General features: G+C 45.3%; 16 protein-coding genes and 3 pseudogenes. All 19 read right to left on the reverse strand.

What is annotated here, in order from left to right; genetic code table 11:
- Positions 1-296: 296 nt before the first annotated feature.
- Positions 297-491, reverse strand: a pseudogene (locus tag GW579_RS23995) (T6SS immunity protein Tli4 family protein); the annotation flags it as partial.
- 53 nt (positions 492-544) lie between these two features.
- The gene (locus GW579_RS23240) at positions 545-784 is read right to left on the reverse strand and encodes a hypothetical protein (protein WP_165062108.1); all 240 of its coding nucleotides are present in this window, start codon (positions 782-784) and stop codon (positions 545-547) included.
- Positions 785-856: 72 nt separating this feature from the next.
- On the reverse strand, positions 857-1960 hold the full coding sequence (locus tag GW579_RS23245) for a T6SS immunity protein Tli4 family protein (RefSeq protein ID WP_165062110.1): 1104 nt from the start codon (positions 1958-1960) through the stop codon (positions 857-859).
- Positions 1960-3183: an esterase/lipase family protein gene (locus tag GW579_RS23250; protein WP_165062112.1), complete on the reverse strand. Its 1224-nt coding sequence runs from the start codon at positions 3181-3183 to the stop codon at positions 1960-1962. Before GW579_RS23250 ends, GW579_RS23245 begins: the two co-directional genes overlap by 1 nt.
- A complete protein-coding gene (locus GW579_RS23255) occupies positions 3137-3622 on the reverse strand; it encodes a hypothetical protein (RefSeq protein WP_165062114.1) in 486 nt (161 codons plus the stop codon). The genes GW579_RS23250 and GW579_RS23255 overlap by 47 nt, the downstream gene beginning before the upstream one ends.
- A gap of 33 nt (positions 3623-3655) precedes the next feature.
- Positions 3656-5257 carry a type VI secretion system protein TssA gene (tssA, locus tag GW579_RS23260; protein WP_165062126.1) on the reverse strand — a complete coding sequence of 534 codons (1602 nt, stop codon included), beginning with the start codon at positions 5255-5257 and terminating at the stop codon, positions 3656-3658.
- Positions 5257-8355 (reverse strand): annotated as a pseudogene (locus GW579_RS23265) (ImcF-related family protein); the annotation flags it as partial. The gene tssA and the pseudogene GW579_RS23265, both read right to left, overlap by 1 nt.
- 66 nt (positions 8356-8421) lie before the next feature.
- Positions 8422-8685 (reverse strand): hypothetical protein, encoded by a 264-nt coding sequence (locus GW579_RS23865; RefSeq protein WP_235937456.1) that lies wholly within the window; start codon positions 8683-8685, stop codon positions 8422-8424.
- A complete protein-coding gene (locus tag GW579_RS23270) occupies positions 8682-9806 on the reverse strand; it encodes a hypothetical protein (RefSeq protein WP_165062128.1) in 1125 nt (374 codons plus the stop codon). Before GW579_RS23270 ends, GW579_RS23865 begins: the two co-directional genes overlap by 4 nt.
- 2 nt (positions 9807-9808) lie before the next feature.
- Positions 9809-10075: a PAAR domain-containing protein gene (locus GW579_RS23275; protein WP_165062130.1), complete on the reverse strand. Its 267-nt coding sequence runs from the start codon at positions 10073-10075 to the stop codon at positions 9809-9811.
- A 291-nt stretch (positions 10076-10366) separates the two neighbouring features.
- A complete protein-coding gene (locus GW579_RS24000; protein ID WP_165062132.1) occupies positions 10367-10456 on the reverse strand; it encodes a T6SS immunity protein Tli4 family protein in 90 nt (29 codons plus the stop codon).
- A gap of 6 nt (positions 10457-10462) precedes the next feature.
- Positions 10463-11575 carry a T6SS immunity protein Tli4 family protein gene (locus tag GW579_RS23285; protein ID WP_165062134.1) on the reverse strand — a complete coding sequence of 371 codons (1113 nt, stop codon included), beginning with the start codon at positions 11573-11575 and terminating at the stop codon, positions 10463-10465.
- Positions 11568-13187 (reverse strand): lipase family alpha/beta hydrolase, encoded by a 1620-nt coding sequence (locus GW579_RS23290; protein WP_165062136.1) that lies wholly within the window; start codon positions 13185-13187, stop codon positions 11568-11570. Before GW579_RS23290 ends, GW579_RS23285 begins: the two co-directional genes overlap by 8 nt.
- A gap of 3 nt (positions 13188-13190) precedes the next feature.
- Positions 13191-15674: a type VI secretion system Vgr family protein gene (locus tag GW579_RS23295; RefSeq protein ID WP_165062138.1), complete on the reverse strand. Its 2484-nt coding sequence runs from the start codon at positions 15672-15674 to the stop codon at positions 13191-13193.
- 296 nt (positions 15675-15970) lie between these two features.
- Complete coding sequence (locus GW579_RS23300) at positions 15971-16453, reverse strand: contractile injection system protein, VgrG/Pvc8 family (RefSeq protein ID WP_206739031.1); 483 nt, start codon at positions 16451-16453, stop codon at positions 15971-15973.
- An 88-nt stretch (positions 16454-16541) separates the two neighbouring features.
- Positions 16542-16880, reverse strand: coding sequence for a putative T6SS immunity periplasmic lipoprotein (locus GW579_RS23305; RefSeq protein WP_165062140.1), 339 nt, complete (start codon positions 16878-16880; stop codon positions 16542-16544).
- A 148-nt stretch (positions 16881-17028) separates the two neighbouring features.
- Positions 17029-17757: a hypothetical protein gene (locus GW579_RS23310; protein ID WP_165062142.1), complete on the reverse strand. Its 729-nt coding sequence runs from the start codon at positions 17755-17757 to the stop codon at positions 17029-17031.
- Positions 17758-18651: 894 nt separating this feature from the next.
- A complete protein-coding gene (locus GW579_RS23315; RefSeq protein WP_165062144.1) occupies positions 18652-19293 on the reverse strand; it encodes a hypothetical protein in 642 nt (213 codons plus the stop codon).
- Between the two features lie 28 nt (positions 19294-19321).
- Positions 19322-19771 (reverse strand): annotated as a pseudogene (locus tag GW579_RS23320) (type VI secretion system ATPase TssH); the annotation flags it as partial.

Consider the following 19771-nt stretch of genomic DNA (forward strand, 5'->3'; position numbering starts at 1 on the left):
CCGCTTTTCTCAATAATGGGTTCTGCATAGCGCCTGAAAGACAGTAAACTCTGATCATCAGGGCTATGATTTCTGAATTCGAGAGTCACCGACAATTGAGGGTACTTATTCGAGGCCAATGTCAGGGTGGTGTTTTGCTGCATTCCTTTCAGCCCATTCGTGGAAATAGAGGCGATGGGCATACAAATATCCAGAGTTGATAGTGGTTGATTGTCCTCCCTGCCACTGATGTTTTGTATAAATCTATTTAAACTATCGCTATTTTGAGGGGCATCGTTTCCACCCAATTCAGGATATTATTTTACCTCAGTATTATATTTCCCGGATGTTTCATTTCTAGCATTTATTTCAATTACAAATGCCACGCTATCTTTATATAAATGAGTCTCGAGCACTCTCTCAGAATCAGGAATACTAACTGACTCCATTCGTTCGAATATGACACCTTTCTCACCATCTGCTAACGGGTAGACAGCTTTTAGATAACTGCCCTCTCTGGTATCGACGTTTTTTTACGGAGCTCATTTTCACGTAAGTAAATACGCTATTCAAATGAAGGGAGGTAAAGACGTTGGGTGGTAATACTCATATCATCGACACGAATGACTTGTTCGGTTTTACGATTGGGTACCATTCCATCCGGGAGTTCAATACTATAGTTACCAATACAGTAAGGCTTTTTTTTATTTACTATTTCACTCACTGATTTTTTCTCCTGTGCATCCAGCGCGCTTAATGTTTGCTGTTCTGGTTCTTTAATTGTGCCATCCGTAAAAGGCACCACCGGTCTGCACCGCAATGCTTGTTACGACAAACAATAATTTATTTTTCATTATTTGTATGCCAGTGAGATTATTTATGGTGTTTTCTGATTCTGAACGGTATTAATTATCTCATCCCAGATGGCGAACATTTCAGCGTCGCTCATTTGTGGGTTTGCATTTTTTTTGTTCTCAAGCGACAAATTGACCACGAGTTTTGGTTCACTCTCAGAGGATTTTCTGCCATTAATAACAAGGTAAAAGTCGTAAAAGTAATTTCCGTTATGCAATATATCTTTAGATAACCATTCTTCAGCTTTTATTCCGTTAACAAAGGTAAAGCCCTTCTTAATAATAGCCCCGCCATTCTTTTCTATCAGAGACTCATCATAGGATTTAAAATCAGCAAAGCTCTCTTGAGCTTTCATGTAATTATCATACTTAAGTGTTATGTAAAGATCCGGATTGCCTGGGAAAACTTGTGAGAAGGCGATAAAGTTATTTCTATGCTCTATTTTATTTGATAATATGCGCCACCCAGGGAAGCATAATTCCCCGGAACGGGAAGGAGTATTATCTTTCGCATCAACAATGCCGCTTATAATATTATTTAATTCATTTAGTTTTTGTGGGACGTTGTTAATATATAGTCTTGGGTATTCGTCCCTGTATTTATCATACCGCTCATTCTCACCATTCCGCGCTTTCATCTCTAATGTGAATGCGACGCTGTCTTTATATAAATGAGTTTCAAGAATACGTGCGGAATCGGGAACGCTAACTGATTCCATTCTTTCGAATACTACGCCTTTTTCATTATTCTCTAATGAATAAACAGCTTTTAGATAACTGCCATTTATGGGATCGACGGGTTTTGTTTTACGGAGCTCATCTTCACGTAACTGAATGCGCTGTTCAAAAGAAGGGAGATAAAGACGCTGAGTGGTGATATTAATATCATCGAAACGAATGACTGGCCTGGTTGTAGAATCGGGCGCCATTCCGTCAGGGAGTTCAATGCTATAACTACCTATACAGTAAGATTTTCTATTAGTTAATATTTCGCTCACTGTTTTTTGCTCCTGCGCATTCAGCGTGGTTATTTTTTGCTGTTCTGGTTCTTTATTGTGCCATCCGCAAAAGGTACCGCCAGTCAGCACTGCTATGCCTGTTACGATAAACACTAATTTGGTTTTCATTATTTATATGCCAGTGAGGTTTCATTGACCGCCCGGGTTATTTTCACTATGGCGCGTAATACAAAATCCCTTGCTCGGTCGCTGTCTTTGTATGCGGGTTCATGCCCCACATCAACCTCCAGACAAGACTGCAAATAGTTACGCGGGATGTTTCCGGAACGGACGGGAACAGTGCCATCACCCGGTTCCTCAGGTTGAGATAATTTGAAGGTACTCAGAAAATTAACTGAACCTGATGTATAGGTCGCTACGCCAACGGCGTCACGGGTGTTGGATACATCAGTCTGTGTAACGCCGCGTGCATCCAGCAAAGAATCCATCTGCTGTTTTGCTTCAACCATCGGCGAAACTGCGCGCCAAATTACATTTCCATAAGACAAATAATTGTCGCTTCTGCTGTAAAATGCATAGCTATTTTTATGGAATTTTCCCGCTAGTTCATCAATAAATGGTTGTACTTTTTCTGTCAGCATTAAAAAATAGGACTCCCAATCCTTGTCCATTTGAATTTTATTATTTGAAACATTATTGGGGTTAATTAAATGATCTTCACACATGCTCCACCACTTCCCCCTCACGGTATAAATATCATCAAAGGGATCCGTTTCTGGCTTGCTGCACAATTGATTTCCAGCCTGGAATTTTAACCAGTGCATGCCATATTCTTTTCCTGGAAGAAGCTGTAGTGGCCCCGGAGACTGAGATAAAACGGCTGTCATTTCAGCCGCATTCTCACCGAGAATTTTGGCGCCAACAGCCTCCATAATGCTGTCTGTTCCCGTTTGTCCGATCACAGTGGTCGCCAGATGTGAAGCAAGGCCATTTCCCTCCGTGCCGGCTTTCATTCGTGTGTAAGTAGCCGCCGCGCCTATCGACGGCATAACGCCATGTACAATACCCAGAATATTCTCTGCACCGTTAAGGATCTCAGAATAGTGACGTGCGACCAGTCCTCCCATCGAATGGGTAACGATGATCACTTTTTCACATTTATTTCCCTTCGCAAGATATGTGTTTTTGATTTCTTTGATTCTTTTAGCCAGCCTAGTTGCTGATTCGACGTTTGAATCCAGCCAGTTATAACCACAGGCGTAAACGGGATAAAGGTATTTATAACTCAGGGATACATCATCTTTAGTTAACGGGATTTCGTTCCAGACTGCCTCTAAATCTGCATCAATCAAACTGTCCCGCTCCCCCCCCCTGACATTGGTCGAAATCATTTAAAGCATTCTGCAGCCAGACGAGGAAGCTGCCATAACTCATGTAGGCCACTTCCCCCCAGTGCCTGTCGCGTCGGGATGGGAAGAGGGCGTTATCGGTGGCATTCTCCTGGTCAATAACGGCGCCACCGTCGACTTCCGATACCGAAGGCGACAGGAGATTTCGCCTCACTACAGGACCACGGCTCAGCCACCAGGCCAAAGTACCTGGATTATCCAGCCGCCACAGCCCTCCGTTTTGTCTGGGCTTGTCACTAATGCTTTTTAAATTTGTCCCCATCACTCCGGGGATAAATATTACCGGTATGAGCCGGTCGGGCATTTTATGGCAGATTGCCGTCAGGTTTGATTCTGAGCGTCCAGTCACCATGGAATAACTGTAATTCCCTGTTTCATCAAGGGCGGGTAGGGATGTGACGCTGTTACGTATTTCCGGCATAAATTGAATTTCATGCTTTAAATATAATTTTAATCAGCCGCACAACACCGCAGCACGTGCCGGATCGAGGGTGATAAGTCCGGCGAGTAAACTTTCCATTTCACCGTGTAAACGAGGTTTATCTGTATCCGCGCGGCTGGCTTTCATGCGCAGCAGTTTCAGACGGCGGGCTTTCACTTCAAACAACAGTTCGGGTTCCCATTGCGCCAGCGTCAGCAGGGCTCCGTTGCCATCCAGTTCACAGAGAAGATGCAGCGCCATATCGTTCTTGCCGTACTGTTCGGCGACGCGTGCCATCAACAGGCGGATTAGCCATTGATGACGTGGTGTTCGGGTGCCAGGGCGGTTTTGCAGCCAGTTCAGTGCCGCTTCGATCCCATCGCTGTCGGCCTGAGCCAGTGCTTCCGGCTCCAGTTGCAGAATGTCGTCATCACCTGCTGCATTGGCAGAAGCTGAAGGTTCGTTACTCCAGCTTTCAGACGAGGTCATCACCTGCTGGTGGATCCAGTTCAGCGTGACTTCATCGGCGAATGGAGTGCCGTCGCTGAAAGCCAGCCCTTCGAGGCCCGGTAGCCGGGTTAACAAGCCGTTCAGGTCCTGTTGAATAATGTCTGTCCAGCGTTCATAAGGCGCGCCGGCTTTCAGCAACGCCTGATGGCTATACCACTGTAAATCCAGCCAGAGATGGTTCACGCCCTGTGAGAAAAGGCTGTCGGCTTGTTCTAACAACTCCAGCCAGCTTTGTTGCAGATAAAGACGTTTGAGCAGCGCACGGTTTTCAGGTTTTGGCGGAGCGAGTCGGGTGCGCGAATCGGCAGCCAGCGGTGGCAATTCATGTAACGTATCCAGACGAATGCTTTTCATCAGGTGATGGCCTGAGAGCCAGCCGTCTGGCTGGTCGCGCAGATATTTCGCCAGAAGTTTGGCCTGTTCAAGTAAATCGCGTCCGGAAGAGACAGGTTTAAGCGTGGGTGAGTCTGCTGACGTGTTTCCCGTCGGATAGCTTGCCGAAGTGCTGTTTTGCGGGACAACGGCGTCAAAGCCACCGGACTGCGCGAGACGGTTTTCCAGCGCAGCGTATAGTGCACCCAACTGCGGTCTGGAAGACTCTTCCCAGGTGCTTAACCTCTGTTCGATGAGTGTCAGCGCGCCCACGATGCGGGAAAAATCAGCGCTGTTAACCTCCGGGAACAGTGACAAGCTATCCAGAACGCGCGATCCCGAAAGCCATTCAAGTGCCGTTTTTCGGCTGTTTGCGCGCTGCGGGTGCAGGGTTTCACCAAAACGGGTAATCAGCCCGGCCAGCAGGGAGAGTGCGTCCGCCAGCCCGGTTTCGCCGTCGCGATGCAGGCGTGCCCAGATGTAGTAAGTGGCAACGCGCACATCTTTGCAGTGCGACGTGAGCAGTTTTTCGGCCAGTTCACAGGTCAGTGTGGTATCTGCGCCAGAGAGTTTATTGACCTCTTCACGCATCTGCTGGAAGTCATCATCGTAGCCGGGGTCTTCGCCAGCAGGCATTTCTGTGGTTACCGGCTGAAGCCAGTTTTCCCAAAGAGCGGTCTGTTGTTGTGCCTTCTCAAGCAGTGACTCCGGGTTTGCAGAGCAAGCGTTTTGCAATGTGATTAATGTGGCCATTACTGTTCCTCAGCGATTGCGTCGGGATCAAAAGGTTTTTCAGCCGGTGCCAGCGCTACCGCCTTTACCTGAAAAATTTGTGGAGGCAGTTTGAAGTTACGCAGTTTCAGCAAGGCCAGCGGGCCTTCTCCGGCTTCGGTGCGCAAGGTGTAATTTAATGGCCTGCCATCGGGTGCTTTCCAGGTAATGTTAAAACTACTGCTCACACCCTGATATGGCGTAACAGACGCTTTATCGAGCAGGCGGATTAACCCCCATGCACCCGGCAGGTCAGCAAACTGGCGTGTCCCTGCCTGCGTACTGATCCAGCTCAGACTGGCGCCCGGCGCTTCGGTATCATTTGGCCAGGTGAAGCGTTTCCATACGGGCAGTTGGTTGTAATAACTGAGCTTCTGGTTATCGATAACCAAATCCGTTTGCATGACATCTTTGGCTGTGCCGGGACGCAACTCAAAGTGCATACCCGCTTCACCGTTGGTGAACACCACATCAGACAGGGAGCTCAGCGTATCCATGGCATCCAGGAATGTCTGGCTGAAGCTCAGACCCTGCGCATTGATGCTGTCCGGAACCCAATGACTTCCTTCTTTATGCAGAACACCGTTCAGGCGGGTTTGCAGGAAGAGGGCAATGCGCCCGCTGTCGTTGTTGAGGTAGCGTGCCATCAGCGGCAGTGAGACTTCACTGCCGGTATCTTTTAACGGGTAGCGACTTCCAAATGCACTGTTCCAGTCATTGACAATCGCCGTCTGCCATTGTGCGTTCAGGCTCTCAGCGGCCGGTGCCAGAACCTGTTGCCACGCCTGTTCCATGGGTTGAACAAATATCGTTTGTCCGAACCCACTCCATTCCTGACCCAGACTTGCCGCCACCAGACTGCCGTAATCACGTGTTTCAGTCAGATCCACGGCTTTGCCCTGGAATACGGTCTGCGCGAGGGTTTGCGTCATAGCCTGCGGGTCGGCGGCATTAACGACCTGCTGGAGTTTAAGGCGAACCTGCGTGACACGGGTCAGGAAAGTTTGCAGACTCAGAGTGGTATTCCCACCTGACTTACTGTCTGTCAGGGCAATCACCGGGCCGAAAGTCGCATCAAGTGGCCCACGCGCACCAGCCTGCTGATCGATAACCGGTTGTTCATCGCGGTTTAACAGATTTTTGGCCGATTTCACCAGTGAGTCTGAGAGCGCCTCATTGGTTTGCCCGGTTTTGCCCTGAATGCTCAGGGTATTCATTAACGCCACCAGCGGTGACTGACGCACGTCCGCCATCAGGGTCAGTTGATCGATAGCGTCTGATAATGTTTGCGCCGGTTGCCAGTGCAGACTGTTCAGGAAGTCCAGCCAGCTGGAAGAGAAATCTGCGAAGTAACGTTCTTTCAACCGCGCCTGCAGAGCTTCCGGAGAGTTCTGCTCCAGCACAGCCGTTTTGCTGTCACTCAGAACCCAGTCCATTTCTTCACGGCGGTCACTGACCACTTTTTCAATTGCCGGTTTTACCGATTCTTCCCAGGCTTTGCGGGTGAACATACCCGGCACAACTTCTTCGGTGGTGAAAATACGTGATGAATCGGTATCGCCGGTCATATCTGACAGGCTCATGTCGGCATACTGATGCGCAACCTGACTCAGCATCTTCTGATAAAGCGACGATTCGCTGTTGCGCGCGCCCATCATGCGGATCAGAAGGGGGCGCGCCTGATTAACCAAATTTTCATCGGGCGTCAGACGCCAGTTGGGATGTCGGGGAAGATTACGGGCATAAAAATTGAGCAGGGCGGGCCCGTTGCCTTGCCAGACGCCATCCGGTACGCCGGTACGTTGCGGCCAGTCGCTCAGCAACGTTTTGCTAAACCATGCGGCATCCATTTTTTCGGGGCGTACCAGCATCAGATACATTTTCAACTGGTCATAAGCCGGGCGCATCAGTTTTTCGCGCAGCGGGGAATTTGGTGGAAGCTGTGTCAGGGTCTCAAGCTGCGCCGAGAGATGCTGCGCGGTGGCATCGCGCAGCAAAGGCAGAGCGCTTGCGCCGTAGTGCGGCCAGAGTGCTGCCAGTAACGTATCATTCTGGCTCATACCAAAGCGGTTATACCAGGGCGTACCGTTGATTTGGCGGAACTGGAGTCTGTCCAGCGTATGTTGTAAATCAAGCTGAGACTGAAGGCGTGCAGGAAGAGGTTGCTGTGTATTTGCCGCCAGTTTCACTTGTGATTCACTGGTATTGATGATGTTGCGATTGACCATAAAAGCCATCACCATTCCTGCCCCCCACAACACCATCGCGCCGGTTGTGACTATCGCCAGCAATCTACCCCAGGCAAATCCCAGTTTTTTTGGGGCAAGACCCGCAGGCAGTGAAAGCAATGAGCCAATCAACAAATCCCAGCGGTTATCCTTCGCCCAATGGTGTTTCACCGAACGCTTCGCATCGACTGACGCAGGGCTGAACATCACACCGGTCAGCGGAGAAGGGCGGTACGGATTTAACAGTGCGGCCAGCGGCCCGGCGATTGACTCCGGCAGATGTGCTAACTGGTCTGCCAGTTGCAATAAAAAGGAATGACTGATTTTTGCGCCAACCTGCTGCGTACCTTGTTCAATCAGGACAGGGATCAGCCCCGCAAGCTGAGTGCTTAATTCATCGGGCTTGCATCCGGCAGGGAGCAAACAACCCACGGGCTGCGTGATGCGGTCTTCCTGATCTTTTATGCTGGAATACAGTGACCATACGTACAGCGGCAACCGCCAGCCCAGAAGTTCGAAGCGGGCTGAGAAGGCTTTTGCAACGCTGTCCATCATATCCGCAGATAACGTATTTTTGTTTTCAGGCACACCGACAGTTGTAGTTCGAGCCAGCGCAGATGTCACCCAGACTACGCCATCCAGCGGACGGCGGCGGATACTCCGCAACGCGCTGAGCCACGCTGAATCTGCCTGTGCACCTAAATCACCGCCCCACAGCAATACGGTGCCGCTGTCTTCCTGCCAGTACTGTGACGTCAGGCCGGGAGTGAGTAGCTCCACATCAGCCGCACTACCAGTGAGCAGTAAAATACGGACTTTACGGAACCAGAAGCGTCCGTAATGCTTTCGTAAGAATGATTTAATATCAACATTTATTTTGCTGTCTGAGATGGTGGCGATTTTAACCGGTTCATCTATTCATTTCTTTGGCCTGAATAAAATATGATCGGCTCTTTGCTTGATCCGCCACCAATATTTCATCACCAAAATCCCAACGAGTAAAACAGAAGAGATAGCAGTCAGAATATTTCTGATAAAGGATGGTTCAACACCATGCTGTTTCAATTGCCCCTGAAAAATAAACAATAACAATGCAGCAATACTAATAAGACCAATAATAAAAAGAAAATACCCAAAAAATCCGTAGTTTTCTGGTGGCGTTCCTTTTTTTTTGTCACTCATGAAAATAATTCCTTGGTGATAAGACATAGCCAGCCTGAAGAGTGAGGCTTTTGGGAAATAACAAGTTGGTTTCTGGAAGTTGTTCTTACAGCTTGGACCATCATGCTTAATGACAGTCCAAAGGTCAGATCTCCCGGCGGGCCAAAAGTGAGATCAATGTAATGAACAGGTTTCTTTTTAGGTAATACCCACTGGTGTGATTCAGCATATATTGACACAGCCACTGAAGTATTTTCAGTATCACCCGATAACCAGACATGCTCTACATCATTGACATTAAGTGTGTTGTAATCAAAAAGCATATCGAGATCGTCAGGCAGATTATCCGGGGACAATGGCATCATTCGTCCTAAACCGGCCAGAAGAGAATATTTATGCTCGCGAATAATCCTCGGAGAGCAAATTAATAGGGCAGAATTGAGTTCGCTGAATTTCTGTGGTCTGTTTTCAGGCCAGTGCTGCAGGCATAAAATCAAGGCAAGACCTTTAACTTCATGATCAAAACTCAGCTCTTTTATTTGATCAACAGAGGCGACAAACTCAGGAATAAGCTGCCATTGTTTGAAAACTGATGATTGAATAGATTCCTGATGTAATCCAGAGGAATATAGGACATAAACTGTATATAAGTGTTGGCGGTATCCATCGGCCTGCTTTTCCAGTTGCGCATCAATCATACTGAGCCGTGATGATAAATTCTGTTTCTCGCCCCATAGTGGTCGTGCTTTTTGAGGAAACATCGGGATTTTCGATAGTGGCCCTAAAACTGAGTTGACACCTTCAGCCTCCGGGGTCAGTAAAACATTCCCCACGACAGCAAGCTGTTCCCGACTCCATTGCTGCCACTGCGTTTTTGTTATCTCTGTTTCTTCATGCCAGTAATATGCAGACGCACCAGATTGATCATGGCGATTAAGTACTACACCAATAATGCAAAGCCACAACAAAAAAGCAGGTAACACACCGTAAAGCAGTATCGGTGCGTATGTGCTGAACCGCCCAATAAACAAAGCCAGTAATGAACCGCTTATCACCATTATTGCCAGCACGGTGCTCCAAAAAACATAACGTGGTGCGGGTATGACTGATTTTTCAGGAATGTCAGGAATAGGCCAGCCCATAATTATGACTCTACGCTGTTTTCAGGGTGAGAACTGATAACCTTACACCCACAGGCACACAGACAATTATCGACAACAACACATACACCTTCTTCCATTTCTGCTGGAGCCCCTTCAATAATTTTATTTATCCCATGTCCTGGCACAGGGCAGGTGACCATGTCCCCTACAAGAGCAACCGGAACTCCATTAATAAACATCGTAGAGGAGGTAGTAACTACCCTTCCTCCGTGAGTCGTTGCATCACCTAAACAAACGATTCCTAGCATTCAATTCCCCTTTATTAGCACCGACGGCCCTAAACATAACCAGTTATTTTAACCACCATACAAAATTAAAACCTATAACAATAAATATCGATACAGGTGTGATTCATACCAGTAATATAATGTTTTTTTAAATCATTGAGTTGGAGTGATTTGCACACCCGATAAAAAACAAACAAAGTAATGGCCACGAATAGTATTCAGTTTTTAAATAAGATTAATAGCGATATGTGAATTTTGTTAAGTAATTTTCAAGAAAATAAAATAATCTATCTTTGATTCACGGCTAAAAAATTAGAATACACTAGGTCTAACTCGCAATGTCTGACTGATAGCATCCCAGGAGCTGATGATTTCATCCTGATTGTAAGGCGAATGCTTCACTCTTTATTATTTACGCAATCGGATAGTGCGAGTAATTGAATCCCAAAAGGCTATTAATTCTTCCTTGTTATAAGTTGGTACTGGCTTTCCTTCATTGCTTAAACTCAGAATTAAGTTTGGATTTTCATAACTTGTGGTTGTTTCATTTATGTACAGATCAAATTGGTAACGAGGTTCATCCTTCGATTGTTGTAAACCTACCACTAATAGCTCTTCAGCATAAAGATTATGGCGCTTGAATGAATCTTTTCTTTCAATACGCCCTTTTGATTGCTTAATGATTTCAGCTATTTCATCGACGCGATCAAGCACTCCGTTTTTTTCTCTAATGAAATTATCTGAACTTATCATGAGGTTTATGTTTTTTACTTCATCACTAATCAAATTAATCGAAATATTTTCTTTTTCAATACCATTTTCTGCGATAAAGGCGTCAGGGATACAGTTACCAGGTTTAGTTGGGATTTCACTTTCGTTTCGCCCACTAATTCTGGCGAGAAGAGACTTAATCTTCTCGATATCTCTGGGTACATTATTTCTTGGTAGGTCACTTCCGCGCTCTGTTTCATAGCGCGAAGCTGAGTCATTAATGCTTTGTGTTTGTAATTTAATTGCAACACCATTGTTATAAAAATAAGCCTCCAATACTCTAATGGCGTCATCAGTACTCTCGTTTTCATTTCTTTCAAAAATCACGCCTTCCAACCCATCAGTCAACACAAATTTATTTTTCTTGAAAGGCATATTTTCAGAATTTACAGTGATGGTTTCATTTAATTGTTTTTCACGGCGTTGAATAAGTTGAATAAATGCTGGAAAATACATTCTTTGTGTCGCTACATAGGTCTTGTTATACTCGTAGACTCCAGAAATATCGGCATCCCATGTGTTACTTACAAAATAGCTTGGTGTTCGGTTGACTCTAAATGATGCAGGGATATCAATTAAATAACGACCAATGCATTGGGTCTTCGTATTCTTTAGTAAGTTTTCCACGGCAATTTCCTGTGATGAATCAATTTTTTTAAGCGAAGACTTTGAGTTATTAGTTCTCCACAGCACAAAAGCAATTAAAACAGTTAATATAAGGATGATAGAAGTGTTTCTTTTATTAAACATAAGCTAAACTCGTTTTTTTCACTTCATATGCAATTTTAATGATTGACCTTAGCGAGAATAATCGTGAGTCAATCACGTCACCAAATTTTTTATATGCACCTTCATGATCTATGCTTAAACCAATTTGAGACTTCAGATTGGATGAGTGGATGACGGCCGCACATAAAGGTACCGTGCCATCACCGGGATCTTTAGGTGGCATAAATTCAAATTTTTTATAAACATTCCCATCATTTTTTGTGATTAGACCGATATATCTTGTTGTTTGATTATTGATATCTCCTGGATAGAAAATAACCCCTTCATCGACTAGCTTCGAATCATCTAAACTAGAATTTTTTTCTGAGGAAATATCCTTCCAAAACACTTCTGCGTAAGATGGATATTTTTCCCCATCATTTCCATAAAAAGCATAGGTATTCTTATGATAATGACCACTAAGTTCTTCAATAAAAGATTTTACTTTAAAATTAATTATGTCCTTATAAGAAAACCACTCATTATTAATAAGGTTGGGATTATCAATGTTAGAAGAAATAAATCTTTCCTCCCGAAGTGCCCACCAAGCAGTACGATTGGTATAAATCTCAGTATAAGGGTTTGATTCAGGTACTAGTTCTTTTTTTCCTTCAATATGTAGCCACCCCATACCATAGCTAACACCAGGTAGTAACTGTAAGGGGCCAGGAGCATTTGCTAATACAGCTGTCATCTCCGCACCATTGGCGCCAATCACCAACCCTGTCGTTCCAGCCTCACCCATTTTCATTCGTTTGTATGCCATTGGTGATCCCAAGTCTGGCATTACACCATGTACAATTCCTAAAACGAAACTGTCACCATTATTGCCCTTTAACATTTCTGAATAATGTCGTGCAACAAGTCCGCCCATGGAATGAGTGACCAAGATAACTTTCTCACACTTCATTCCGCGGCTATTGTAATCATTTATTATTTTTTTAATTCGAATACTCAAATTCGTTGCTGATTCTGCATTAGAAGCTAACCAATTGTATCCAGCTGCGTGAACAGGAAAAAGATATTTATAACTTGTATTTACTTCATCAGTGGTGAGGTTCGTTTCACCAACTTCAGCATTGAGATTATAGTTTTCGAGCTTTTCACGCGCAGTTAATTTCCCATTACCTGTTTGCTGATTTTCCTGTTTCTCATCATTATCATTAAGTACTTTTTGAAGCCACGGCAAAAATTCCCCATAGCTCATATAACCGACTTCACCCCACCCTCTGTCTTTTCTTGACCCAAATAATCTTCTTTCCTTCATACTTTCTTCTTGGACTTCACCTCGAGGATCGACAAAAGTATTAGAAGGATCGAGCAGTTTGCCCCGCTGAGCTGGCCCACGAGTAGTCCAAACAAATGTGCTAGGAATACTATCAAGCCTCCAAATCGAATCACCATCTATCTCTTTATTCATTAAATTACTTCCCATAACGCCCGGCAAAAAAACTACCGGTATTACTCGGTCAGGGGTTTTATAGATGATGGTTTTTGCATTCTTTCTCTTTTCAACCATCTCTAAGCCGTAATATTGAAAATCGCTTCCTGTGCTCGTGTCGGAGTCAAAATTATTTTTCGATGAACCCCCCATCTCTTACTCCTCATCCTGTAAATAGGCTTTTAATGAATCCACGTTTACACCCGATTGCTGTGGTGCACTCCCAGATGAAGCTGTAGTCAGTGTCTGTTCAGTGCCATCCCCGCTTACTAAACGGATCGCTTGTCCGGCAACAGGTGAATTGTCATGCGGCCAGCGGACTTCCGGCGTCACAGCAAAATCAGCACTTTCCCACTCCTGTGCAGCCTGAGTGATACTCTTTCCACCAAACTTCTGCCAGACAGCACCACGCTCTATTATTTTGTCCGGAGCAGCACATTCCACTGTGCCGTCGGCAATACGGATGTAGCCTCCGCCACTGGTTAGGATAATTTCCTTTTTGGCGCTGATTATGATTTTCCCTTCACTGCTACTGATACGAATATCTTTCAGAGCATCAAGTGTCATTTCATCGCCCTGAGCCTTGATCTCCACCTTACCTTTGCTGGCAAACAGTTTTATACCCAATTTCTGAGCGTAGAGACTAATGCGCTCTCCTGCTGCTACTGTCAGTTTTTTCATTACACTGAAATCTGTATTACCGCCGCTCGTTGCTACGATGTTTTCACCCGCAGACAATTGCAGCGATTTTGGCGTGGTCTGTGCGATCCCCTCCGGAGCCGACAACAGAAGCGCTGATTTCTTTAGTTCAGTCAGTGCATCACTCAATAAGGCTTTCTGTGTTTGCAAATCGCCCAATTCTGCCTTCGCTGTTTCTGCCGCACTGCTTAATGCTTCGGCAAGACTTTGTGCCTGTTGTAACTGGCTCAAAGCTGCTGACATTTCCAGCATTATTCCGCTAGCAGATGACTGCGGATCTGCAGTAATAAACACGCCCGCTCCGCCGCGAATGGTCACCCATTTATCTGTACGAAGTTCAGCACCTTCACCACGTTTTTCTCGCCCGGCATCCACATTGTGCCCCAAATTCAGCTGGGTCTTGCCGCCGTACTCGGTGCTGAGTTTGATGTGTTCTTCGCCGCGCTTGTCTTCCATCCGCAGTTTGTTATTTGCCGGGGTACGGATAACGTTGCGAGTATTATTGGCTTCCGTAACATGATCGACATGGCGCGAGTCGTGCAGGGCATGGGCGATATAAGGGCGGTCGGGGTCACCGTCATGAAACGCGATCGCCACTTCGGTACCCTGGATCAGCGGGAAGTGAATACCGTACACATCGCCACCATAAGGTTTTGCAAGACGGACTGGCATGCTTTCCTGACCCTGTGCTTTATCATCCTGGTCAGCATCGAATTTGACACGGTATAAACCGGACGCATCCTGCCAGGCGTAGATATCGTTCGATTTCGCGCTGGTGACGCGAGCCATCATGGTTCCGCTGACTTTTGGGCGCGGCTTTAGGGCAGGACGCCAGCAGAGAGTTTCGCTGTAGGGAACAGCGGCGAGGGTTACTACCAACGCATCTTTGCGGCTGGCGAAAAATCCTGTGCGTATCACCACCATCGGCAGAGACAATTGTTCCGGCAACGTGGACGGGATAGTGGTATCAATAACGGTGAGCACCTGGGCGGGGTGTAGCGCGAAGCCCGTGCTGCGGCCGGTGATCAATGTTTGCTGAGATAAAAAACGCTCATGGTCGAGTTGCGCCACGAAGTTACCGGTTTCGGCGGCCGGATCGGTCTTCGAGCCGGTATCCAGATGGCGGGGTTTATAGTGATATACGTCTCCATAATTGATCCCTTCATCGTCGCCACGCGTTGCATCAGCTTTAGCTGATTGCAGTATTTTTTGCGCTTCGCGATAGTTGTAGTCCTTGGCGGTGACGCTGGCCTGCACTACATTCTGCTGTATGTTCAGCCCCCAGACCGACTCTGCTCCGCTGTCGCTCATGCCCGACGGGCTGTTAAGCGGCAGCGTTTTACCAAACTCATAAGCGCTTTGCTTGTCGGCGAAGTGGATCACTTCGGTTTGCGTATCAGGTTGCAGGCTGAAGAAATAGAAAATCCCCACTTCGGAAAGCAGGCGCTCGATAAAGGCCAGATCACTTTCCTGATACTGGTTTATCTGCTCGCGCTTTGGATATGTTTGCTTGAGGTTAAACTCATATTCCCAGCCTTTAAGGCCATGTTCCTGAAGCACCTGTTCAACGACGTCCTGCACGGATTTATTGACGAAGAAGCGGTGGGTGCGGAACTGTTTGTCCAGAAGTGCCAGGAAAGGTTTAACAATAATTTCATACCGAACCTGATCGCGGGATCCTGCAAGGCGCTGAAAGCTGGTGACCACGCCGTGTACCACTTTCCCTTCGGTCGGGCTGAACAGATCACCAATTCCCATGCTCAGGGTGGCGGGTTTATTCAGTAACATTTCCGGGGTAAGGTCAGGATGAAGTGTTGTGAATTTAATCGTGTAATGATAAAGCTCACTTATTTGCTCCAGCCCGTCAAAACTCTCTACGTCCAGAAGATGAGGGCAGGATGGAATAGTCAGGGTATAGCGGTTAAGCGTGGTTCCAGTCATTTTGAAATCCTTTTTTCTTTATTATTTCCTGCATTCTAGAATTACATTTTATTTGTAGAATGAATAAGCATTGAGTAATAGAGGCGACTAGTAATAGTCATCCCACCTGTTACGACAGGCGGTAGATCCAATAACCAATACAAGCTAACAGAAGTCCTGCTCCTCCCAGTAAAATCGGTTTACGTTATCGAAAACAATAAAGTACCAAACAGAAATAGCCACACCTATAGTGCCAAATGTTGAGCCGAGGGTGCAGGCAAAGTATGAAGCAATGACCACTGCCATTATTTTTATATTCATAAACCCACCAAAAAATACCCGCATATTTTATTAAACTCTGCTGGATTCTGTTCCACCACTTCCGGAACTGATTTGTTGAGGAAGAATCGATGTGAACGCTTCTGATTACCTAAAAGTGTAAAGAACGGTTCAAGAGTAATTTGGTAATGCGCTTCGTCAGCGGAGCCTGACAGGCGGGTAAAGTGGGTCACTACACCATGAATGACCTTTTGTACTTGAGGTACAGATATGCCCGGAATTAAAGCCCCGGCCGTCTGCATTGTGAGCGTGGTACTGCGGTTTAACACTGTTTGTACACTGATATCTTTGTCACTGCTCGTGAAGTCGATCTTGTAGCGATAGCCGGAACTTACATTTTCCTGTCCGTTAAATGATTCTACATCCAGATAGGCATCACAACCCTGAACATCGAGACGGTAGCGGTTCAAACTTCCGGAAAGTGATTTTGCTGCATCGGCTAATGTATTAATAAGATTCATGATGCTTCCTTCTGCATTGCATTACCCGGCACAGGAAAATGCCTCCCTGTAATGCATGTCCTTCGGTGAATGAATTATTAGAGGGTTATTAATCTGTGAAATTTGCAGCGTAGACTTTTCTTTCTCCGCTGTTCATGTCTAAAACTGAAAAACTAACGTTGTATTCATTTTCAGAAATGAATTTATAATTCACCGCAGGCAAACAGGTGTTTTTCGCTTGTGTTTTTTCTTTAAAATCAGAAGTGAACTCTTCCTTCTCACCCGATTTTTGTATCTTCACCCGTTCATAAACAAAGTTTTTGCCGATGTTTGGCACATAAATACATACTGCGCCATCAGATTGTTTTACATCAGCAATATCCCATGGAACCCTATCTCCGAGGCATCCTGTCAATAGTAGGAACAGCAACAATGGCAATAATTTCATAAAGCCTCCGGGGAAGGGAAAGAGCCTATAACACGTTCATATATGCGCAAGAGATCGACATCCGAGTAATAAACATCTTTAGTCGAGAAGTTATTTCCCCAAATATTTTGGCATATGACATATCCTGAATCCCGTAAGAAACAGTAGTCTAAAACAAGGGATGCCTGTTGTTCCATTGAATGATCTGCTGAAAGTCTGAGTTACTGATTCTGGACTGTAATTCGGATGAACTATGCTGATAGGCTTCGATGACATTTCCGCTGCGAAGCAGATCAACCTCCGCACGGGCAGCATCTTTTACACCGCTCATAGAAGTAAACAGCAAAGCGCCAAGAGCAATAAAGGCAACCACTATTAGAGGTATAACGACGCAAAGAATGGCTTTGCGAGAGATTTTTTTATCCAGAACAGATAAATCAATATTCCAGCCGCAGTCTTTTATGACATCGAAAACCGGATCAGTTATTTCGGTTGAATTAAACTTATAGCCATATATTTTCCCAATAGTTCCGTTTTGCCTCATTCCCCAGGATGCTCCCATATCAAACTCCAGGCGCTTGCCATACTGAACTGATTTCTTGAACTTAAATGCTTTAATACTGGCGTCCCATTCGAGGTCGCTAGATTTTTCTTTGTATTTAACAATTTTATTTAAATCATCAAAAATAAGCCTTAGTTCGAATTGCTTTTTTAATCCTCCAGCGCCAAAAAACTCCAACCATTTAGCATCGACAATGTTCCAAGATGCAACTATATCGTTGCCATCCTTCTGCAATATAAAAGGATGCTCATTTGCATCGTTCATACGTAATAGTCGCTGTATTAGTGTTTCAATACTGACGGTATTGGCAAGTTTGAAAGTAGAGTTTTGTTGCAACGATTTATATCCTTTGATTGGGAGAAGAGTGGCGACATTATTTATTATTTTTTATGGGTTCAGAAGAACTGATAACGCAACGTACGGTAGTTCCTGCTGGGAAATTAACGTCCTTTATTCTTCTGGATCTGCTAAATGTCAGCCCTTCAGGGAACCCGGGTATTGAGAAATTAATACTCCGCAATGATTTCAAGTATTGACCTGTTGTGTTATCTTTCTCTGCCATTTCAGATATATTTCCCAGATGGATATTTACCTACCCCCGAAAATAATAAGATTAAATTAAGTAGCTATGCTTTTTTGTTGATATTAATGGTTAGCGATAATGATCTCGCTCGTCATAAATATAAGTCAGTGCGAATTTATAAAGACCATAGCCAATAAAAAAGGCCATAATACCCGCGCATCCCAAAAGGAAGTGATAAGGCTTAGGGGAAAAAAATATGCTCCAGATGGAGAAAATTGGACTAATTAGTCCCAGTAGCATTCCTGCTCCAGCCATAAGAGTGGAAATAATAATACGTAAATACTCTTTTATACTCATGGGATCTCTAGTCAATATTGGAACTCGATCTGAAACAGATAGTTATCTGTCCATTTTTTTGTAATTAATGGGAGTGTAATTTGGCCTGTTAAATAAAACAGGGGGCTTTCCTGGTAATATAATTGGCTAGTGATAATGATCCCATTCGTCATAAATGTAAATAAGTGCGAATTTATAAAGGCCATAGCCAATGAAAAAGACCAGAATACCTGCGCATCCAAAAAGTAAATGGTAAGGCTTGTGAGAAAAAAAGAAGCACCAGACAGAATAAACCACGCTGGCAGTACCTATCATCATCCCTACCCCGGCGACAAAACGTGAAACAATAATCAGGAAAAAATCTTTGATGCTCATAAGCCGCCAAAATAATATTCACAAACTTTATTAAATTTCCCGGGGTCTGTTTCAGCCATCTCGCACGCTTTCTCGTAAGGTTTTACAATATCTTCAACGAGATAATAAAGAAGATCCAAGTCTCCCATGCGATTCAGTTTTGTATACATAGCCTGATTTTTCTCGCGTAAATATCTTGATGTGTATATAGCTCTCGAAGCTTCCGCACCAATAGCTAAAAGGGCACCCACGGCCCCTCCTGAAATAAATGATGCAAGCCCCTGAGATGTAATCGCTTTTCCGATACTATATCCGGTGATTTGTGAAAATAAAAATTTCCCAGATAGGGTTCCTGCTACGTTTTTTGCAAAAGATGCCAGTTTGTTCATGTCAATATGAGAAATGAAATCATCAATGAAGGGCTGAATAACTATTTCAATGATTTCTTTATTCAAAGTTGTTTTTTTAATCAATCTGGTCAACCTGTATTTATCATCCTGATTTTCTCTTCGGTGCTCTGTATCAAAAAAGTCCCGACCCAGATAACCGAGCCCAACAGGAAAAGAAATAAATCCTTTAGTTGCTGCCTCCAAAAAACCTGAACTATTTATATTAATTGCATCCAGCATTTCTCTGGCTATATCTTTAGCACTGTCCATAGCTGTTATCCTTTAATAAGAGCGCTATTCATTCACTAAATTCCAGCGTAATCCCTTCCTCTTCATCCCAGCCCAGTGCCAGTGAAGTGGTGCGTTGTTGCCCGCTCATGCGGCTCAGCAGTTGCTGGCTCAGCACCGGCAAGATCTGCTGGTTGAGCAGGCTGTCGATGTTACGCGCGCCGGTGTCCGGCAGCAGGCAGGCGGCGACCAGCGTGTCGTAGAGGCTTTCTTCGATGGTGGTTTGCAGGCCGTAATGTTTGTTCAGGCGTCTGGCGACCTGCGCCAGTTTCATCTCAACAATGGTGCGCAGCGCGTCTGCCGCGAGCGGGCGGTAAATCAGGGTCTGGAAACGGGAGAGCAGCGCGGGCTGGAAGTGATCGCGCAGAATAGGGCGCAGCATTTCCTGCAAATCGCTGTCAGTGGCTTCCGGTTGTTCCTCCAGCAGCTGCATGATGTGGTCGCTGCCAAGGTTGGCGGT

Origin of the sequence: Rahnella contaminans (genome assembly GCF_011065485.1) — a bacterium.
In the GTDB taxonomy this organism is placed as follows: Bacteria; Pseudomonadota; Gammaproteobacteria; order Enterobacterales; family Enterobacteriaceae; genus Rahnella; species Rahnella contaminans.